The sequence below is a fragment of the Flavobacterium sp. genome, from assembly GCF_027484705.1.
Lineage (GTDB): Bacteria > Bacteroidota > Bacteroidia > Flavobacteriales > Flavobacteriaceae > Flavobacterium.
The window spans coordinates 380,242-396,025 of the sequence record NZ_JAIXSL010000007.1 but is presented as its reverse complement, the minus strand read 5'-3'; the positions used below and the strand labels follow the sequence as shown (position 1 = coordinate 396,025).

Here is a 15,784-nt window from a genome sequence, read left to right as displayed (position 1 = left end):
AATATTTGTAAATTTTTCTATTTTCGTAATGCTTCAACCCAAATTGTTAATCAACAAATAAAGTCATTGTCGTGAAAAATTTTCTTACCGTATTTTTAATTTTCAGCAGTCTTTGTCTTTCTGCGCAACCCAAAAAAACAAAATCAAAAGCTGTAAACAAGTTCTATAGCATCCAGCTTTCAGGAAAACTGTTAGGCGATTATCGCAAACCGGCCGATCTGTATTTTGGCGAATTTCACGGTTCGGAGCAAGACGGACAAGTGATAAAGGTCAACCCGAACGGAGAATTTGCAGCCAAAGTTTTGCTTAAAGAACCGGGTTTGGTTTACCTCAAAAAAGGCCTTTATTCACAATATTTCATGGTGACCGCAAAAGAGAAAACATACCAAATCGATTTGACTTGCGGCAATGACATCTTAAATGCAATCCAAATCCAGAATTCGCCGGAGAATAGAGCCTATCAGGACTTTTTAAACGCACACAAAAAGTTTTCGACCAATATCGACAGCTATCGCCAAAAAAACCTCGAAGACGCTACAGTATTTCAGGAATTCGCCAAACTGATTCGCGATTATCAAACCGAACTTGCCGATTTCGCCAAACAAAATCCGCAAACCTATGCCGCGAATTATCTTAGCGTTACCGACCGCGTAACTGAAAAAGATTTGGCGTCGGTTCAAAGCCTGCGTCAAAATTATCTCAAACGGCCTTATTTTGCCGATCCAAAATTTTATAATACTTCTATTCCGACCTGGATTATTGAAGATTACATTAATTTCATTTGCAATAAAAACGACAAATCCTTTGCTGCTTTTGAGTCGCTGCTCAATGGCGCATCAAAAAACACTGAAGCGGCCAAACGGCTGCAAGATGCACTTTACGACGGGCTTGTGAAAAGCAAACGTCAGGACTTGATCAACGGTTATATTGATTGGGCGCAGGCAAATCCGGGAAAAATGGTGCAGCAGGTGGTTCAGGCAAAGTTGCAGCGGTTGGCGAAATCTATGGTGGGCGGCCCTTTGATTAACGTAAGCCTTAAAGATACAAGCGGAACAGTGCAACAATTGAAAGCTGTTGCCGCAAGTTCAAAGTATACTTTGCTCGCAATATACAGCCCGGGTTGTTCGCATTGCCAGGAAACTTTACCCAAACTCGGGCCGATTGCAGAACAATATAAGTCAAAAGGATTTAAGATTTTTACCGTGGCGGCCAACACCAACACCGCAGAATGGACCGGTTTCATCAAGAAATATATGGGTTACGGCTGGATCAATACGATGGAAGGGCCTAACAACACTTCTATAGGTGAATACGCGATCACCTCATTGCCATCGTTCGTTCTCATTGATTCAAAAGGCAAGATTGTCGCCAAAATGGATGCGCACAGTGTAAAAGAAGACCTTCAAAAATGGCTTGAGTCGCTTTAAATTTCCAAATCCACAAACGAAAAGGATTTGCCGCTGAACAAACCTTTGTCCGATAACTTCAAATCCGGAATCACCAGCAAAGCCATAAACGACAAAGTCATGAAAGGCGCTTTGAGCTGGCTTCCCAACGATTTCGCCATCGCATCGATTTCCTGATACAGTTTTCCGGTTTCCCAGCCGTCTTTGTCACTCATGATTCCGGCTACGGGAAGCGCTAATGATTTGACTTCAGTTCCGTTCACAGCGCAAATTCCGCCTGTATTTTTAATTAAAGTATTCACGGCGTTGCAGATTTCTTCGTCTGAAGTGCCAACGACAACTATATTATGACAATCATGCGCTACGGAACTTGCAATCGCGCCTTTTTTCAAGCCAAAGTTTTTGATGAACGCAATCGCTGGTTTAGTATCTTGATAGCGGTTTACAACAGCCATTTTTAATATGTCATTCGAGGTGTCGCTGATGATTTTTCCGTCAGAAAATAAAGCGTCAGCATGGATTTCATTCGTAATGAGTTGCCCTTCTAAAGCTTCAATCACGCGGATTTTTGTCGCCGAACCAGCTATTTCAAAATCACTGATTTGCTTAGGGTTGACGTTAAAATTATTCGGAGTTTCGAAATCGATATGCTTCACGAAAGATTTTCCTTTCTCAGCCACAAGTTCGCCATCGATATATGTTTGCAGCACTTTAAAATCGACTAAATCTTCGACGACGATAAAATCTGCCGCATCGTTTTCACGCAACAAGCCGACGTTCATTTTATAATGATTTACCGGATTGATACAAGCCGATTGCAACACTTTAAAAACATCAATGCCTTTAGCCACGGCACGCGCGCACAATGCATTGATATGGCTCACGATCAAATCGTCGGGATGTTTGTCATCGGAACAGAACATCATGTTTTCAAAATGTTCGGGCAACAAATCGATCAACGCTTCGAAGTTTTTGGCGGCGCTGCCTTCGCGGATCAGCACTTTCATGCCCAACGATAATTTCTCCTGCGCTTCGTCAAAAGTGAAGCATTCGTGATCGGTCGTGATGCCTGCGTTAATGTATTTTTTAACGGCTTCACCGCGCAAACCCGGAGCATGGCCATCGACCGGTTTGTTGAAATGTTTCGCCCATTCGATTTTTTTTAAAACTTCAGGATCGTCAAACAAAACGCCCGGATAATTCATCATTTCGGCGAGATAATAAATATCGGGATGCGCCATGAGTTCTTTGATGCCGTCCGAATCGATGATGGCTCCGGCGGTTTCAAACGAAGTCGCGGGAACGCATGAAGGCGCACCAAAATGAAATTTCAAGGGCACTTTTTTGCTGTTTTCGATCATGTAATAAACGCCGTCTTTTCCGAGAACATTCGCAATTTCATGCGGATCGGAAATTGTAGCGACCGTACCGTGGAGCACCGCGATTTTTGCAAATTCGGAAGGCACTAACATCGAGCTTTCGATATGGATGTGCGCATCTATAAAACCCGGAAGAATGTAGTTTTTGACGTCGTGTTCTTTTTCAATTAAACCGATGATTTTGCCGTTTTCGACCTGAACTTCACCCGAATAGATTCTTTTGTTTGTAATGTCGACGATTTGCCCCTGAATTTGCATGATATTATATTTTGTATCACAAAGAACGAATTTTTCGAATGGATTGATGCACACATGACAAAGATTTTTTCCTAAATTTGGAACACTATTCAATCAATCTATACACCAAACAAAATTTATCTCATGCGCTGGACCCTTAAAACCAAACCCGATTCCCAAAAAATTAAGCATCTTCAGGATGTTTTGAACGTCGATGCTATTGTTGCCACACTGCTGCTGCAACGCGGCATCGAAACCTATGAACAGGCCAAACAGTTTTTCCGCCCTTCTTTAGATGATCTGCACGATCCGTACCTGATGAAGGATATGGATAAAGCCGTAGAACGTATTGAATCCGCTATCGCCAATCAAGAAAATATTTTGGTTTTCGGCGATTATGATGTCGATGGAACGACTGCTGTAGCTTTGGTTTCGTCTTATTTGAAAACGATTTATCCGAACATAGCGACTTACATTCCCGATCGTTATGACGAAGGTTACGGTATTTCTTATAAAGGCATTGACTTTGCCGACGACAATGGGTTTTCACTGATTATCGCGCTCGATTGCGGCATTAAATCCATAGGTCATGTCGCTTATGCGAAAGAAAAAAACATCGATTTTATCATTTGCGACCACCACCGGCCCGGCGAAACTTTGCCAGATGCTGTGGCTGTTTTAGATCCGAAACGTGACGATTGCAGTTATCCGTATGACGAGTTGTGCGGTTGCGGCGTGGGTTTCAAACTGATTCAGGCTTTAGGGAAAAACAGAAAACAGACGATTGATGATCTTGCTTCTTATCTCGATTTGGTGGCTACAGCGATTGCTGCCGATATTGTCCCGATGACAGGTGAAAATAGGATTCTCGCACATTTTGGTTTGCAGGTCATCAATACTTTTCCGCGTCCGGGAATTCAGGCGTTGACGCAACAGATTAAAAAGAATGCATTAACGATTACGGATGTTGTTTTCATTATCGCACCAAGAATCAATGCCGCGGGAAGAATTAAACATGGCAACCACGCAGTAGAATTATTGACGGAATTCGATTTCGATCAGGCGCAGCAATTTGCCTCAGAGATCGAGCAATATAATGCTGACCGGAAAGATCTTGATCAGCAAATTACCAAAGAAGCCTTAAAACAGATTGAAGAAAACGGCGAACAAAAACGGTTTAGCACAGTCGTTTTTAAGGAAGATTGGCATAAAGGCGTGATTGGTATTGTTGCTTCACGTTTGATAGAAAACCATTACCGACCAACCATTGTCTTCACGAAAAGCGGCGACAAGTATGCAGCTTCGGCACGTTCGGTTCACGGCTTTGATGTATACAATGCACTCGAAGCATGCTCGGAACATCTCGAACAATTTGGCGGGCACATGTATGCGGCGGGCATGACTTTAAAACCCGAGAACTATCAAAAATTTAAGGATGCTTTTGAAAAAGCAGTCAAGGATACGATTTTACCCGAAATGCTTACAGAGGAATTACAAGTCGATGCCGAAATTGAGCTTGATGAAATTACCCCAAAACTCACAAGACTTTTGAAGCAATTCGAACCTTTCGGCCCGCAAAACAGAACGCCGGTTTTCATGACCAGTAATGTTTTCGATACCGGTTATGCCAAAAAAATCGGAGGCGACGAAACGCATTTAAAACTGTTTGTCAAGCAAAAACATTCGGATGGTTTTCCTGCGGTTGGTTTTGGTTTGGCGGATAAAATTGACTTGACCAAAAACAAAAAACCATTTGAAACCGTCTATTGTGTCGAAGAAAATGAATGGAACGGCAATGTTTCCGTGCAATTGCGCATCAAGGATTTGCGATAAGGATTTTATTCAAAGGTTTTGAGTTCGAATTTTTCACCGTCGAAAACGCCATAAGTAAAATAACCAATCCAGTCGCCAAGGTTGATGTATTCGGCATTTTCACCAACTTTGATGATCATCGGTAAATGCCTGTGGCCAAAAATCAGGTAGTCGTAATGTTTGGTTTCGAGTTTGCGCTTGGCGTATTGCACGAGCCATTCATTGTCTTCACCTAAAAACTTGACGTCAGCTTCACCCGAAATAAGTTTGTTTTTCACAGAAAGATATTGCGCTAAACTCACGCCGATATCGGGATGCAACCATCGGAAAATCCATTTGGAAAGCGGGTGGGTGAACACTTTTTTCATGCGTTTGTAGCCTTTGTCGCCCGGGCCTTTGCCGTCGCCGTGGCCAATCAGGAAAGTCTTGTTGCCAAAAGTGTATTCCTCGTTGTCGTGGTATACCGGAATGTTGAGTTCTTTTTGGAAATAGTCCGACATCCACAAATCATGGTTGCCGACGAAGAAATAAATCGGGATGCCGCTGTCACGGATTTCCGCTAGTTTGCCCAAAACACGGACGAATCCTTTAGGAACGACTTTTTTATATTCAAACCAGAAATCGAACAAATCGCCGAGTAGGAAAATAGCTTGTGCATCTTTCTTGACTTCATCAAGCCAGGCTACGAATTTTTGTTCTCTTGGAAAACTCAGTTCGGCCGTTGGCGCGCCAAAATGTTGGTCAGAAGCGAAATAGATTTTCTTGTGATTTGGAAGTGCCATGAAGCTAATTTATGGAATTCGGTTTAAAGATTGTCGCTCGCATACCATTCTGCAAAAGAGGAATCGGTTTCCTGTAATTTTAAGGAATGCAACTGAATCGATTTTGGCAGCCTGTTTTTAATTTTTTCGGCAAAATCAATGACCATGTTTTCGCTTGTAGGTTGGTAATTGACTAGGATGACGTGATGCCCGCGGGTTTTGAGTTCGTTAGCCAATTCGAGGTGCGGCGTGGTTTCGTTGAACACCGTGGCGTGGTCAAAATGATCGACGATTTCTTCTTTCACGATTTTTTTGAGATCCGAAAAATCGATGACCATTCCGAATTTCACGTTAGTTCGGTCGGTAATCGGAACCCCAATAACGGTCACCGAAAGTTTGTAGCTGTGGCCGTGAACATTCTTGCATTTCCCGTCATAACCATACAGTGCATGACCGGTTTCGAAGCTGAATTCTTTGGTAATCCTGATCTTACTCATCGAGAAAATTTTGCCGTAAAGGTAAGCACTTTTGAAATAAGTCGAACGGTTTTGATTGATTCAAAATACACAAAAAAAGCCGCCATGAAGCGACTCTTAAATTTTGTAAGCTATGGTTTTTATGGATTTTGTTCGAAATCTTGGTCTTCGTTGCCCTCGGCTGCTCTGGCATTGAGCGCATTGTTGTTGGCATCGACTACAAAAGCTACAAAACTGATGTTGTCCGGATTGCTTATATTTGAAGGAATCGGCACCGAAAAATGGGTCGTGACGGTTTGGTTGAAATTGGTATTGGCCAAAGGATTTCCGAGCAAATCGGTCAGCGAAGCCCTAAGCACATGATTGTGGTCGAAGTTTTGTATCGTAGGCAATGTGCCGCAAAACGAGTAATAATTGGTTTGGCGGTAAATCAAATGATTTTCTAAGACATATACGACCAGTCTGAGGTTATCATAGTTCTGCGCGAATTTTACTTTGACATCAAGATCGATCGTAGCATCGCCCACGACAGTTTTCATGGCTAAACCGAGACCGCAATTGTTGCTCGTTAAATTTAAAGCTTCGTTGATATGATCGTTTTCAAATGTTGTCCACCTCGTGATTCTGTTTAATCGTGAAACAGGTAATTCTAAATCACGGCCCGGAGAAACCAATTCCTGCAAAGGTTGATAGCCCGCGAAATGATAAGGATCGTTTCCGTTGTGAATGGCTACCGCGACCATATTGTCGGTTTCTGCTTCGACTTTGTTGATGGCCAATGATACCCGCGTGCAGTTGCCACACCAGGTGCCGGTGTAATCTTCAATCAGAACCTTTTTTTGGAAAAGCCCTGAAATTGGTGGTGCATCTACGGTATCATCAACAGGAATCGGACTGTAAACCATCTCGGTACTGCTGCAGGAAGCCAAAAACAAAGTGATCGAAAGAAGTCCTAAAAAACCAGATTTTTTCATAGCGGCAAGCGTAAATTTTATTATTACAAATAAAACAAATTATATTTTATTTTGATGATTATAATTTATTTATTTGCATACAAAACGATACAATTATGAATAAATTACACCTGTTGTTGCTTTTAATCGGATGCAGTGTTTTCGCTCAGAAACAAATCCCGAACCTGAATCTGGTCAACCTTGAAGGAAAATCAATTTCGTTGAAAAATGATTACGCCGAAAAAGACAAACTTTATGTTTTTTCTTTCTGGGCCACTTGGTGTACCCCATGCATCAGCGAACTCGACGAGTTGAATGACGTGCAGGATGAATGGAAAAAATCGGCCAATTTTGAAGTGATTGCGGTAGCCACAGACGATTCAAGAACGCAAAAAAGAGTGAAACCACTAATCAATGGCAAAGGCTGGGATTATCACGTGTTGCTCGATACCAATCAGGACTTTAAACGCGCAATGTCGATTGTCAATATCCCTTACACAATTGTAGTTAAGAATGGCGTGATTGTTCACATCCAAAATGGTTACGTTCCGGGCAATGAAAAAGAATTGTTCGAAAAACTGAAAACCCTTTAAACCATGAAGATACGTCTAGCCGGCCTCATGATTTTGTTTACAATAGCAGCCCAAGCACAGGAAGTGAAACCCAAGGAAAAAATCAATTTTTTTGGCGGATTTGAATCGAATTCGCAGTGGTATCTCAATGATGAGGATTTGGGCGTTGAACATCCGGACATTCCTGTTCGTTCCAACAATTATCTTTTTCTGAATTTAAAATATAAAAACTGGTCGGCCGGAATTCAGGGCGAATCTTATGAAGACCAGGCGTTGTTGAACTACAATCCGAAGTTTGACAAATCTGATGTGGCGACTTATTTTGTGCAATACAAAAACGAAAAAATTGATCTTACGGCGGGTTATTTTTATGAGCAGTTCGGCAGCGGATTGCTTTACAGAAGTTGGGAAGATCGGGCGTTGGGCATCAACAATGCTTTGCGTGGCGGAAGGGTCATTTTCAAACCGGCTTCTTATTTTACTTTGAAAAGCATTTACGGCAGACAGCGTACGGGTTTTGATGTCAGTGAAGGAGAAATTTACGGTGTGGACGCGGAAGTAGTATTGTCTGAGCTGTTTCATTTCGAAAATACGGAATTGTCTTTTGGCTTGACCTACGTCGGGCGAGAAGAAGCGATAGCGATTGCCAATCCAAAATACAATAGCCTGACCAATGGTTTTGCGGGAAGAATGGATTTCAACCACAAAGGATTTTACTTTTCGACGGAATACGACATCAAATCTAAAGATGCGGTGGTCGAAGTGAAAGAACAGGTGGAACATGATTTCATCAAACCCGGAAATGCGTTGCTCGTCAATATGGGTTATTCCAAAAAAGGATTTGGTCTTGACGGAACGTTCAGAAGACTAGAGAATATGGGTTTTTTCTCGGAACGAAATGCTAAAGGTAATGCTTTCAATGACCGCATTATGAATTTTGTACCGAGCCTGACCAGGCAGCACCATTACAATCTTGCGAATATTTATGTGTATCAGGCGCAACCCAATGTGATTTTAGCCGATGAAACGCTTTTGAAAACGGGCGAGATTGGCGGACAGCTTGATGTGTTCTACAATTTCAAAAAAGAAACAGCATTGGGTGGAAAATACGGAACAAAGGTCGCGGTCAATGTTTCGAATTGGAATGCTTTGGGCGGAAAATTCTACCTTCCAAAAAAAGATTACAATACGGATTTCTTCGGCTTCGGGAAAAAATACTTTTCCGATTACAATATAGAAATCACCAAAAAATGGAGCCAGAAATGGCAGTCGGCTTTCACGTACATCAACCAGTATTATAATAAAAAACTGATTGAGGAAACTTACGGATTGGTCAAAACGAATATACTGGGCGCCGAAGCGACTTATAAATTCACGGATTCAAAATCGGTCAGAATGGTTGGTGAGCATATGTGGGCGGATACCGATAAAAAGAATTGGGCGGCATCCACAGTAGAGTTTAACCTGAATTCAAAATACTCATTTTTTGCTTCGGACATGTACAATTACGGTAATGATGATTCGGAAATGAGAAACCATTACTATAATGTCGGAGGTGCTTTTAGACAAAAATCAACCCGAATTGCGCTTAATTACGGCAGACAAAGAGGTGGTTTGGTGTGTGTTGGCGGTGTTTGCAGAATTGTTCCGGAAAGTTCTGGAATTTCATTGTCATTGAATACAACTTTTTAATATATTTGCCACGAACAATGCGGGGGATTAGCTCACTTGGCTAGAGCGCTTGCCTGGCAGGCAAGAGGTAACCGGTTCGATTCCGGTATTCTCCACAAAAAAACGCGATAATTTACTTATCGCGTTTTTTGTTTTATACAATTCGTTTGCTTATTTGTCGTCGGAGATATAAGTCTTATTACCGTTGGAATTGATGTAATATCTTCCGCCTCTTGGTCCGGTGTAGACTTTTTTACCGTTATACATACCCGAAACCTTATCCGCTACTTTCGGAGCTTTTTCTGAAGTTTCTCTTACTTTAGGTGCTTTTTTGGTAGCGCTTTCTTTTACTTTTTCAGCAGCTTTTTTTGTTTTGTCTGCGGCTTTTTCGGTTGTTTTCTTTACCGATTCAGCAGCTTTTTCTGTTTTCTTCTCAGCTTTTTCAGCTGTTTTTTTGACTTTGGTTTCCGCTTTTTCTTTTTTGGCTTCGGCCTTTTCTTTCTTAGCTTCCGCTTTTTCCTTCTTGTCTTTGGCAGCTTCTTTCTTAGCCTCTGCTTTTTCCTTTTTTTCTTTGGCAGCTTCTTTTTTAGCCTGAGCTTTTTCTTTGGCTTCGACAGCTTTTTCTGTTTTGGCTTTAGCCGTTTTCTTGGCTTTGGTTTCCTGTGCATAGAAACTTGTCGAGAAGACAAATAACAAGCACAAAATGAGTACTTTTTTCATGATTTAAAAATTAGGTTTTACATAGATTAAAGTTAAGGATTTAATTTAAATGGCAATCAAAAAATTAAAAATACGCACGCAACTGTATATTTCCGTTGTGAATGGTTTGGCTGGTCTCGCTTTTCCTACCTTGATAATTGATGTTGATGTCAAGATAATCCGTCAGGTTTTTTTGAATGAGCAAGCGCCAGGTCATATTTTGTCCGGGTTGCAATCCTTCTAGCATTTGAAAAGCCACAGGCGTTAGGGCATTGCCGTCGAATTTGTTTTCATACAAAGAGAACTCGCCATTCATCGTGAGTTTTTTTGAGCTCGCATAAGTAAAAGAAGTGCCGAGACGGGTTTGTTTTAAGGTTTCCAAATCCCCAATCTTGTTTTTTTTGTCCTGATATTCATAAAAAATATCCCAACTGGCATTCTGGGAAAACAGGTACGAAATCTTCGGCGCCAACAGATAACCGTCTATAGTATAATTTCTGGAAGCATAATTTTCTACTACGGCTTTCGATTGTATTATTTTGCCTGTGAAATCAAACAGCCAGAATTTCCTATAAAGATGCGAATACTGTCCTTGATGCGAACTGTTTTTACTTTCCTGCGAACCGACTGAAAGTAAATTTTTGGTGCGATTGTTTACATAAGTGTAAGTCACAGAATGACGCTGTTTGCCTCGATTGTAAAACAAACTGTTGCGGTAACTCGTACTGAGTCCTAGAAGGTTTTTTTCAGACGAACTGAACGGATTCAAATCGAAATTATCGCCATCGCGTTCGATCTTCCGGTCGATGAGAAACGAAGTTTGGTTGTAGAAATAAGACAGGATTTTCTTGAGCCCGCTTTCGTTCTGCCATTGGTTCGGGTTCAAAGTCACCGATTCTGAAAATTTGTTTTGATGCGTTTTCTTAAATACCTGATTCGGCAAAAAGATGCGCACATATTTGGCCTGATCGGGGAACGGCGCAATTTCAAATTCCTGCAATTGCTGCACGCCGTCGAGGTTGTAATCATTCCAGGCGTAAACCCCACGGCCGGGCTCGACTTCGAGGTACGTAAATTCCTGTTGTGCGATGCTTCCCGAAGTGGTTTCATATGCCGTTGTAGTTTGAATCAACTGGTCGAAAAAGCGATCGTTGTAAAGCACTCGGGAATTCAATGAAGGTTCGTTCCCACGGGTTTTGTCTTCATATTTTAAATTTCTGTAATTGATGTAAACTGCCAAATCACTTTTCTCGTTCTGAATCAGTTTCGATTTCAAATAATAAGATTGTGAGACATTCACACGTTGCAATGTTCCGCTTTGCAAACTGTCGTTGGTGCGGTGCAGATAGCCCAATTCCATGAACACTTTGGTGCTGTCGCCGCGACCAACAAAAGCGCCATACTCCGTAAAACGCTGGCTTAACGAAGACAGCAAATGGGTTTCTTTATTGCGTTCCTGATTGTTTTCCAATCGTAATGAGCTGCCAATCCAATTGGTTTTGAAATGGTACTTGACCTGCGATTGGTTTCTTAAAAACCTCGAAGTCGAAACGGTTGCATCGCTCGTCATCAGACTGCTTTTATTCTGAATGTTCCAATGGTTGAGGTTGAATGCGGCGTTTACACTGTGTCGGTTTCCGTTGAAGCTTTTCGAGAAATTCAGGTTTTCTAATTGATAAGTCAATAATCCTTTTTGCGGCAAATTGAATTGCAAACCCGAAACCAAAAAGCTTTGATTTCCGGAAACCAAAGTCAGGTTCCAGTCGCGGTCGAATTCGATGTTGTATAGCCGTTCTATAGTCCGAAATTCTTTTTGTACAAACTGATAATTCGCAAAAGCATTCACTTCCCATTTCCGTGTAAACAACCGTTGTTTCGTATTGATTTTTCCTGCAAGGCCTTGGTTGTCGTTGTCGTTTAGCGGTGAAAATAAATTCAGATCATTGTTGCTGATGGCAGTTTCAAAATCGACTGAAGTTTTCTCCGATGGATTGTATTTTCCGAACACAGTCGCAATCTGAATTTTCGTTGGTGCAATCAATCGGATAATCGGTTCGTAGCTTCCTTGTTTAACCCCGCCAATCGGATCCTTATATTGATAAACCCTACCGATGGCTCCCGCATTGGATAATGCATAATTCCCTTGTTTTTCACCGACGAAACTGAATTTTACATTGTATAAAACTTCATTCGGATCGTTCGAATTGACAAACCTTTCCACCCCATTGATGGTTTCTTTTTTGTATAAAATCTTATTTTCCGAATACTCATCCACATAGGCAGAAGGCGCTACCATAAGGTTATTATCGTCACCGGCATTGACCAGAATCTGCGCTTGTTCCGCCGAAAGGTTTTGCTGCAGCGACTGATTTTTTAGGTCACTTTCTGAATAAACATTGGTGCCGATGCTCCAGGATTCGCGTTCGTGCGAGGCCCCGAAATAAGTCACAAAACGGCTGTAATTCCGGTCGGAAAACTGATATTCGATTGAAATCCGCATTTCAGAAGTGATTGGGAAAAGTGAAGTAAAGATGATTTCTCCGGCATTGTAATCGATGATGTAATCGTTGTTTTCACCGCGTTTGAGCAAAATTCCATTGACGTACACACGCTCAGAACCTGAAACCACGAGAATAAAAAGCTCGCCGTTGGAACCTTTGAGTTTGTATGGCCCTTGATTTCCTTCCTGACCCACGAAACTGCTTTTGGCGTATTGTCCGCGAACCAAAGCTGCTGAGGCAAATACGTTGGTTTTGTTGCCGTCTTTTCCGAAATTGAAATTGGTCGACAATCCTTGTACTTTTTTATTGAAATTCAGGAACCTTGATTTTCGGTTTTCAAGAAACAAATCACCGGCGCGGATGCTCCATTTGTCGCTGAAGAGTTCTATGAAAATCTGATCGAATTCATCTAATTTTTGCGAATAACCGCTGTCCTGCAAAGGAATGTTGTTGTCCTGAATCGAGGCACGCAAACTGACCTTATCTGAAATCTTTCCGGTAATCTGAAGATCGAGATTAGAATTAACCACGGCATTCTGGTTGTTGCCGACCGTGATGCCACGCGTGATGCTTCCCGAAGTGTTCAAGCCGTCAAAAGGAACGAATTTTTTGAATGGGTCTCGCGAAATTTTATACAGGTTGTATTGGCCGGTTTCGCTTTTCACGACGCGGCTTTCATCGTAAATACTGTAAACCTTGGTTAAGGCATTTGGGAATTTTAAAAAACGTAGTGTGAGTGTGTCGCTTGTAAACGGATAATTTTCTTTAAAAACTAAAGTGCCTTTTTCAAAATCAACATGATAATAAGTGGAATCTATAGGCTCCGATTTAGCGTTGAGAAGTTTAAAAAAACTCGAATTCACGCTGACAGAATCAATCCTTATCGTGTCGCGCGTGGCGATTATTTTTTTTGTTTTATAGGGCGTTTCAACTTGTTGGGCCTGAAGTCCGCAACAAGTCAGAAGAAGACCAAAAAAGAAATTTTTAAACATAAAGCCTATAACGGATGGACTTCAAAAGTAGTGTGTTTTATTGATATGGAATTCATTTTCACACCAATAAAAAACCGCCTAATTGCTTAGACGGTTGATTTATGAAAGAAGGCTTTTCAGAAAATTACTTCTTGATAATTTTTGCGGATGCTTTCTGACCTTGTTCGTTTTGGAAATATAAAAGGTATACTCCTGAATTCAGGTTCGACACATCGATGCGTTGTTCCCCAATGTTTGCGTTTTGATGCATCACAGATTTTCCGGAGATATCATACAAATCGTATTGAACATTTTTGGTGAGGCTCATTTCGATGTCACTAGTCACGACATTTGATTTTAAAGTCACACCCGATTGCGCTAAAGCATTAAAATTGGAAACACTCAAAGCCGAAACAAAACGGTAAGAAAAAGTAACAGAATTGCCTACTTCAACACCATTGTCGTTTACTTGAAAAAACTTCAGGGTGTATTCTACCGGAGCCGTTTGATCAATCCCCGTGTTAAGATTCAAAAAGTGATCGAAATCGCCGTTTTGACCATTGGCTTCAATCACCGCTGGAAAATTAGGATAAGTGCTTCCGGCAGTAATGGTACTCAGACAAACATCTCCAACACACAATTGCAGGTTGGTTCCGTTAGCATTGACAATGCTTACTACTTTTACTTTGATGTTGATGTCTGTATTGGAATTGTTGAAAATTTTAATCCCTAAATAAGAGCCTGGTTCTACGGCACTGTCAAAAGTAAATACATCGCCATCATTAATCGGTGTACCATTAAGTTTTGCCAAGGACATTTGCGCCGTGGCAAAAAACGAAGCAAGACAAACAATCGAAAGAAATAAACTTTTCATGGTGTATTAATTTAATATGATTTTTTCTGTGGTCGTGGCGTCTGCACTTGAGATTTTAGCCAAGTACATTCCTTTTTGTAAGCCTGATAAATCGATGCTTTTTTCTTTGGTTACATGATTCGCTGTGAAGACAACTTTTCCTGTCACATCAATGATGTTTACGCTAACGGCCACTTCCGTATTGATGGAAACGATGCCTCTGCTAGGATTAGGGAATACGTTGAAAGTAGTCGATTTGAAATTATCAACCGCAAGGGCATTAGTCGTTAGTACGTTCGGATTGGCTAAAGTAGCGCCAAAACTTCCGGCAACAATATTTAAAATGGAAGTATTGGTATTGTCAAAAACTTCCACCCCGTGTGGCGTAGTGCCTTCAGCCCATCCATCAGGATAGGAATCCATAAGGTTGATAGAATAACAATCATTTGCAGGTAAAGAGACATTATGAATTTTTGTTGTATTCGCATCGATACCGCCACCATTTACATTACCATCATAAGGACCACCATTTCCAACAATAACTCCGGCGCTGTTTTTAATATTCCAAGAGATTTCAGTTGGATAATTATCAGTATACACTTTTACGACTATATCGGTTGTAGCTTGTTTGGCAATAGCAACACCCATTTCAGCATTTGTAATTGACGGATTCAATGGCGTCACACTGTTAACATTCACAACTTCAACGGTATAATCTGCCGCTGGGTTGTATGTGTAACTGTCAAAAGTAAGTGTTCTTGTGGTGAATCTCGGCATAGAACCCGTGTAGTTTTTAGTGGCTATTACAGTTCCGTTTTCTTTTAAATTCAAAGTAGCTGAGGTGATGGCGTTTTCACCGTAGTTTCTGATTTTCGCTATAGCGCTTCCGTCAGCCGAACAGAATGCATTGGTATTGTCTAAAGAACCCACATTGTTTTGTGTTCCAGTCAAAGTACCACAATTATTATTAACATCGGCTCTTATAGCCCCAGCGGTACGGCCGGGCATTTCCGAAACCAATCCGTCAGGACAGATTCTGAATATCGTTGGAAAAAATGCGATTTGATATAAATTACTAATATTGGTGCCGTCAATAATAGGGTAAGGTACATCTTCAACCCAGTTTCCTCGAGATTCAGTTGTAAGCCCTAATAAGTCATCATTAGAAGTAGTACTGTCGCCCTCAAAAAACAACACAACGACTTCATTAGAGCCGCCTTGACCATAAGAATTGTAGATGTCTTCTAGAAGTTTTGCTTTGTGCAGGTTCCAACACGGACCACACCAAGTAGCCGAGATGTCCATGACGACTGTTTTTCCGGCGGCGAGATAGTCTGCCAAATGATGTGAAACACCATTGATATCAGTTACCGTAAAATCAGGAGCCACGCTGCCGGGTGCAATTTGCGCTTGGCTTTGCAGTGAGCAAAAAATAAAAGCAAAAAACAAAGTAATTTTTTTCATGTAAACAGGGTTTTAAAAGTTTGGTTTGT

Annotated in this window: 12 protein-coding genes and 1 tRNA gene; 5 read left to right on the top strand and 8 right to left on the bottom strand. The window is 41.3% G+C overall.

Going from position 1 to position 15,784, the window contains the following annotated elements; genetic code table 11:
* The first annotated feature begins 71 nt into the window (after positions 1 to 71).
* Positions 72 to 1,427 (top strand): TlpA disulfide reductase family protein, encoded by a 1,356-nt coding sequence (locus Q0058_RS03815; protein ID WP_298221406.1) that lies wholly within the window; start codon positions 72 to 74, stop codon positions 1,425 to 1,427.
* Here the strand turns inward: Q0058_RS03815 and ade are convergent.
* Entirely contained in the window at positions 1,424 to 3,043 is a 1,620-nt protein-coding gene (gene ade, locus Q0058_RS03810; protein ID WP_298221405.1) for an adenine deaminase, read from the bottom strand. The genes Q0058_RS03815 and ade overlap by 4 nt on opposite strands.
* A 123-nt stretch (positions 3,044 to 3,166) precedes the next feature.
* Here ade and recJ point away from each other — a divergent pair, with 123 nt between their 5' ends.
* Positions 3,167 to 4,855, top strand: coding sequence for a single-stranded-DNA-specific exonuclease RecJ (recJ, locus tag Q0058_RS03805; RefSeq protein WP_298221404.1), 1,689 nt, complete (start codon positions 3,167 to 3,169; stop codon positions 4,853 to 4,855).
* 5 nt (positions 4,856 to 4,860) lie between these two features.
* Here recJ and Q0058_RS03800 read toward each other — a convergent pair whose 3' ends face one another.
* From Q0058_RS03800 to Q0058_RS03790, 3 genes are all read right to left on the bottom strand, one after another.
* A complete protein-coding gene (locus tag Q0058_RS03800) occupies positions 4,861 to 5,616 on the bottom strand; it encodes a UDP-2,3-diacylglucosamine diphosphatase (RefSeq protein WP_298221403.1) in 756 nt (251 codons plus the stop codon).
* A 23-nt stretch (positions 5,617 to 5,639) separates the two neighbouring features.
* Positions 5,640 to 6,092 carry a 6-carboxytetrahydropterin synthase gene (locus Q0058_RS03795; protein WP_298221402.1) on the bottom strand — a complete coding sequence of 151 codons (453 nt, stop codon included), beginning with the start codon at positions 6,090 to 6,092 and terminating at the stop codon, positions 5,640 to 5,642.
* Between the two features lie 119 nt (positions 6,093 to 6,211).
* The gene (locus tag Q0058_RS03790) at positions 6,212 to 7,045 is read right to left on the bottom strand and encodes an Omp28-related outer membrane protein (protein ID WP_298221401.1); all 834 of its coding nucleotides are present in this window, start codon (positions 7,043 to 7,045) and stop codon (positions 6,212 to 6,214) included.
* 95 nt (positions 7,046 to 7,140) lie between these two features.
* On the opposite strand from Q0058_RS03790, the gene Q0058_RS03785 reads away from it, so the two are divergent.
* The 3 genes from Q0058_RS03785 to Q0058_RS03775 all read left to right on the top strand — a co-directional run bounded on the left by Q0058_RS03785 (position 7,141) and on the right by Q0058_RS03775 (position 9,383).
* Complete coding sequence (locus Q0058_RS03785) at positions 7,141 to 7,617, top strand: TlpA disulfide reductase family protein (RefSeq protein WP_298221400.1); 477 nt, start codon at positions 7,141 to 7,143, stop codon at positions 7,615 to 7,617.
* Between the two features lie 3 nt (positions 7,618 to 7,620).
* Positions 7,621 to 9,288 (top strand): DUF6029 family protein, encoded by a 1,668-nt coding sequence (locus tag Q0058_RS03780; protein WP_298221399.1) that lies wholly within the window; start codon positions 7,621 to 7,623, stop codon positions 9,286 to 9,288.
* 21 nt (positions 9,289 to 9,309) lie between these two features.
* Positions 9,310 to 9,383, top strand: a tRNA-Ala gene (locus Q0058_RS03775).
* Between the two features lie 55 nt (positions 9,384 to 9,438).
* Here the strand turns inward: Q0058_RS03775 and Q0058_RS03770 are convergent.
* From Q0058_RS03770 to Q0058_RS03755, 4 genes are all read right to left on the bottom strand, one after another.
* Complete coding sequence (locus Q0058_RS03770) at positions 9,439 to 9,987, bottom strand: hypothetical protein (RefSeq protein WP_298221398.1); 549 nt, start codon at positions 9,985 to 9,987, stop codon at positions 9,439 to 9,441.
* A gap of 64 nt (positions 9,988 to 10,051) precedes the next feature.
* Complete coding sequence (locus tag Q0058_RS03765; protein ID WP_298221397.1) at positions 10,052 to 13,459, bottom strand: hypothetical protein; 3,408 nt, start codon at positions 13,457 to 13,459, stop codon at positions 10,052 to 10,054.
* A gap of 124 nt (positions 13,460 to 13,583) precedes the next feature.
* Entirely contained in the window at positions 13,584 to 14,312 is a 729-nt protein-coding gene (locus tag Q0058_RS03760) for a T9SS type A sorting domain-containing protein (RefSeq protein ID WP_298221396.1), read from the bottom strand.
* Positions 14,313 to 14,318: 6 nt separating this feature from the next.
* Positions 14,319 to 15,755: a T9SS type A sorting domain-containing protein gene (locus Q0058_RS03755; protein ID WP_298221395.1), complete on the bottom strand. Its 1,437-nt coding sequence runs from the start codon at positions 15,753 to 15,755 to the stop codon at positions 14,319 to 14,321.
* Positions 15,756 to 15,784 lie beyond the last annotated feature (29 nt).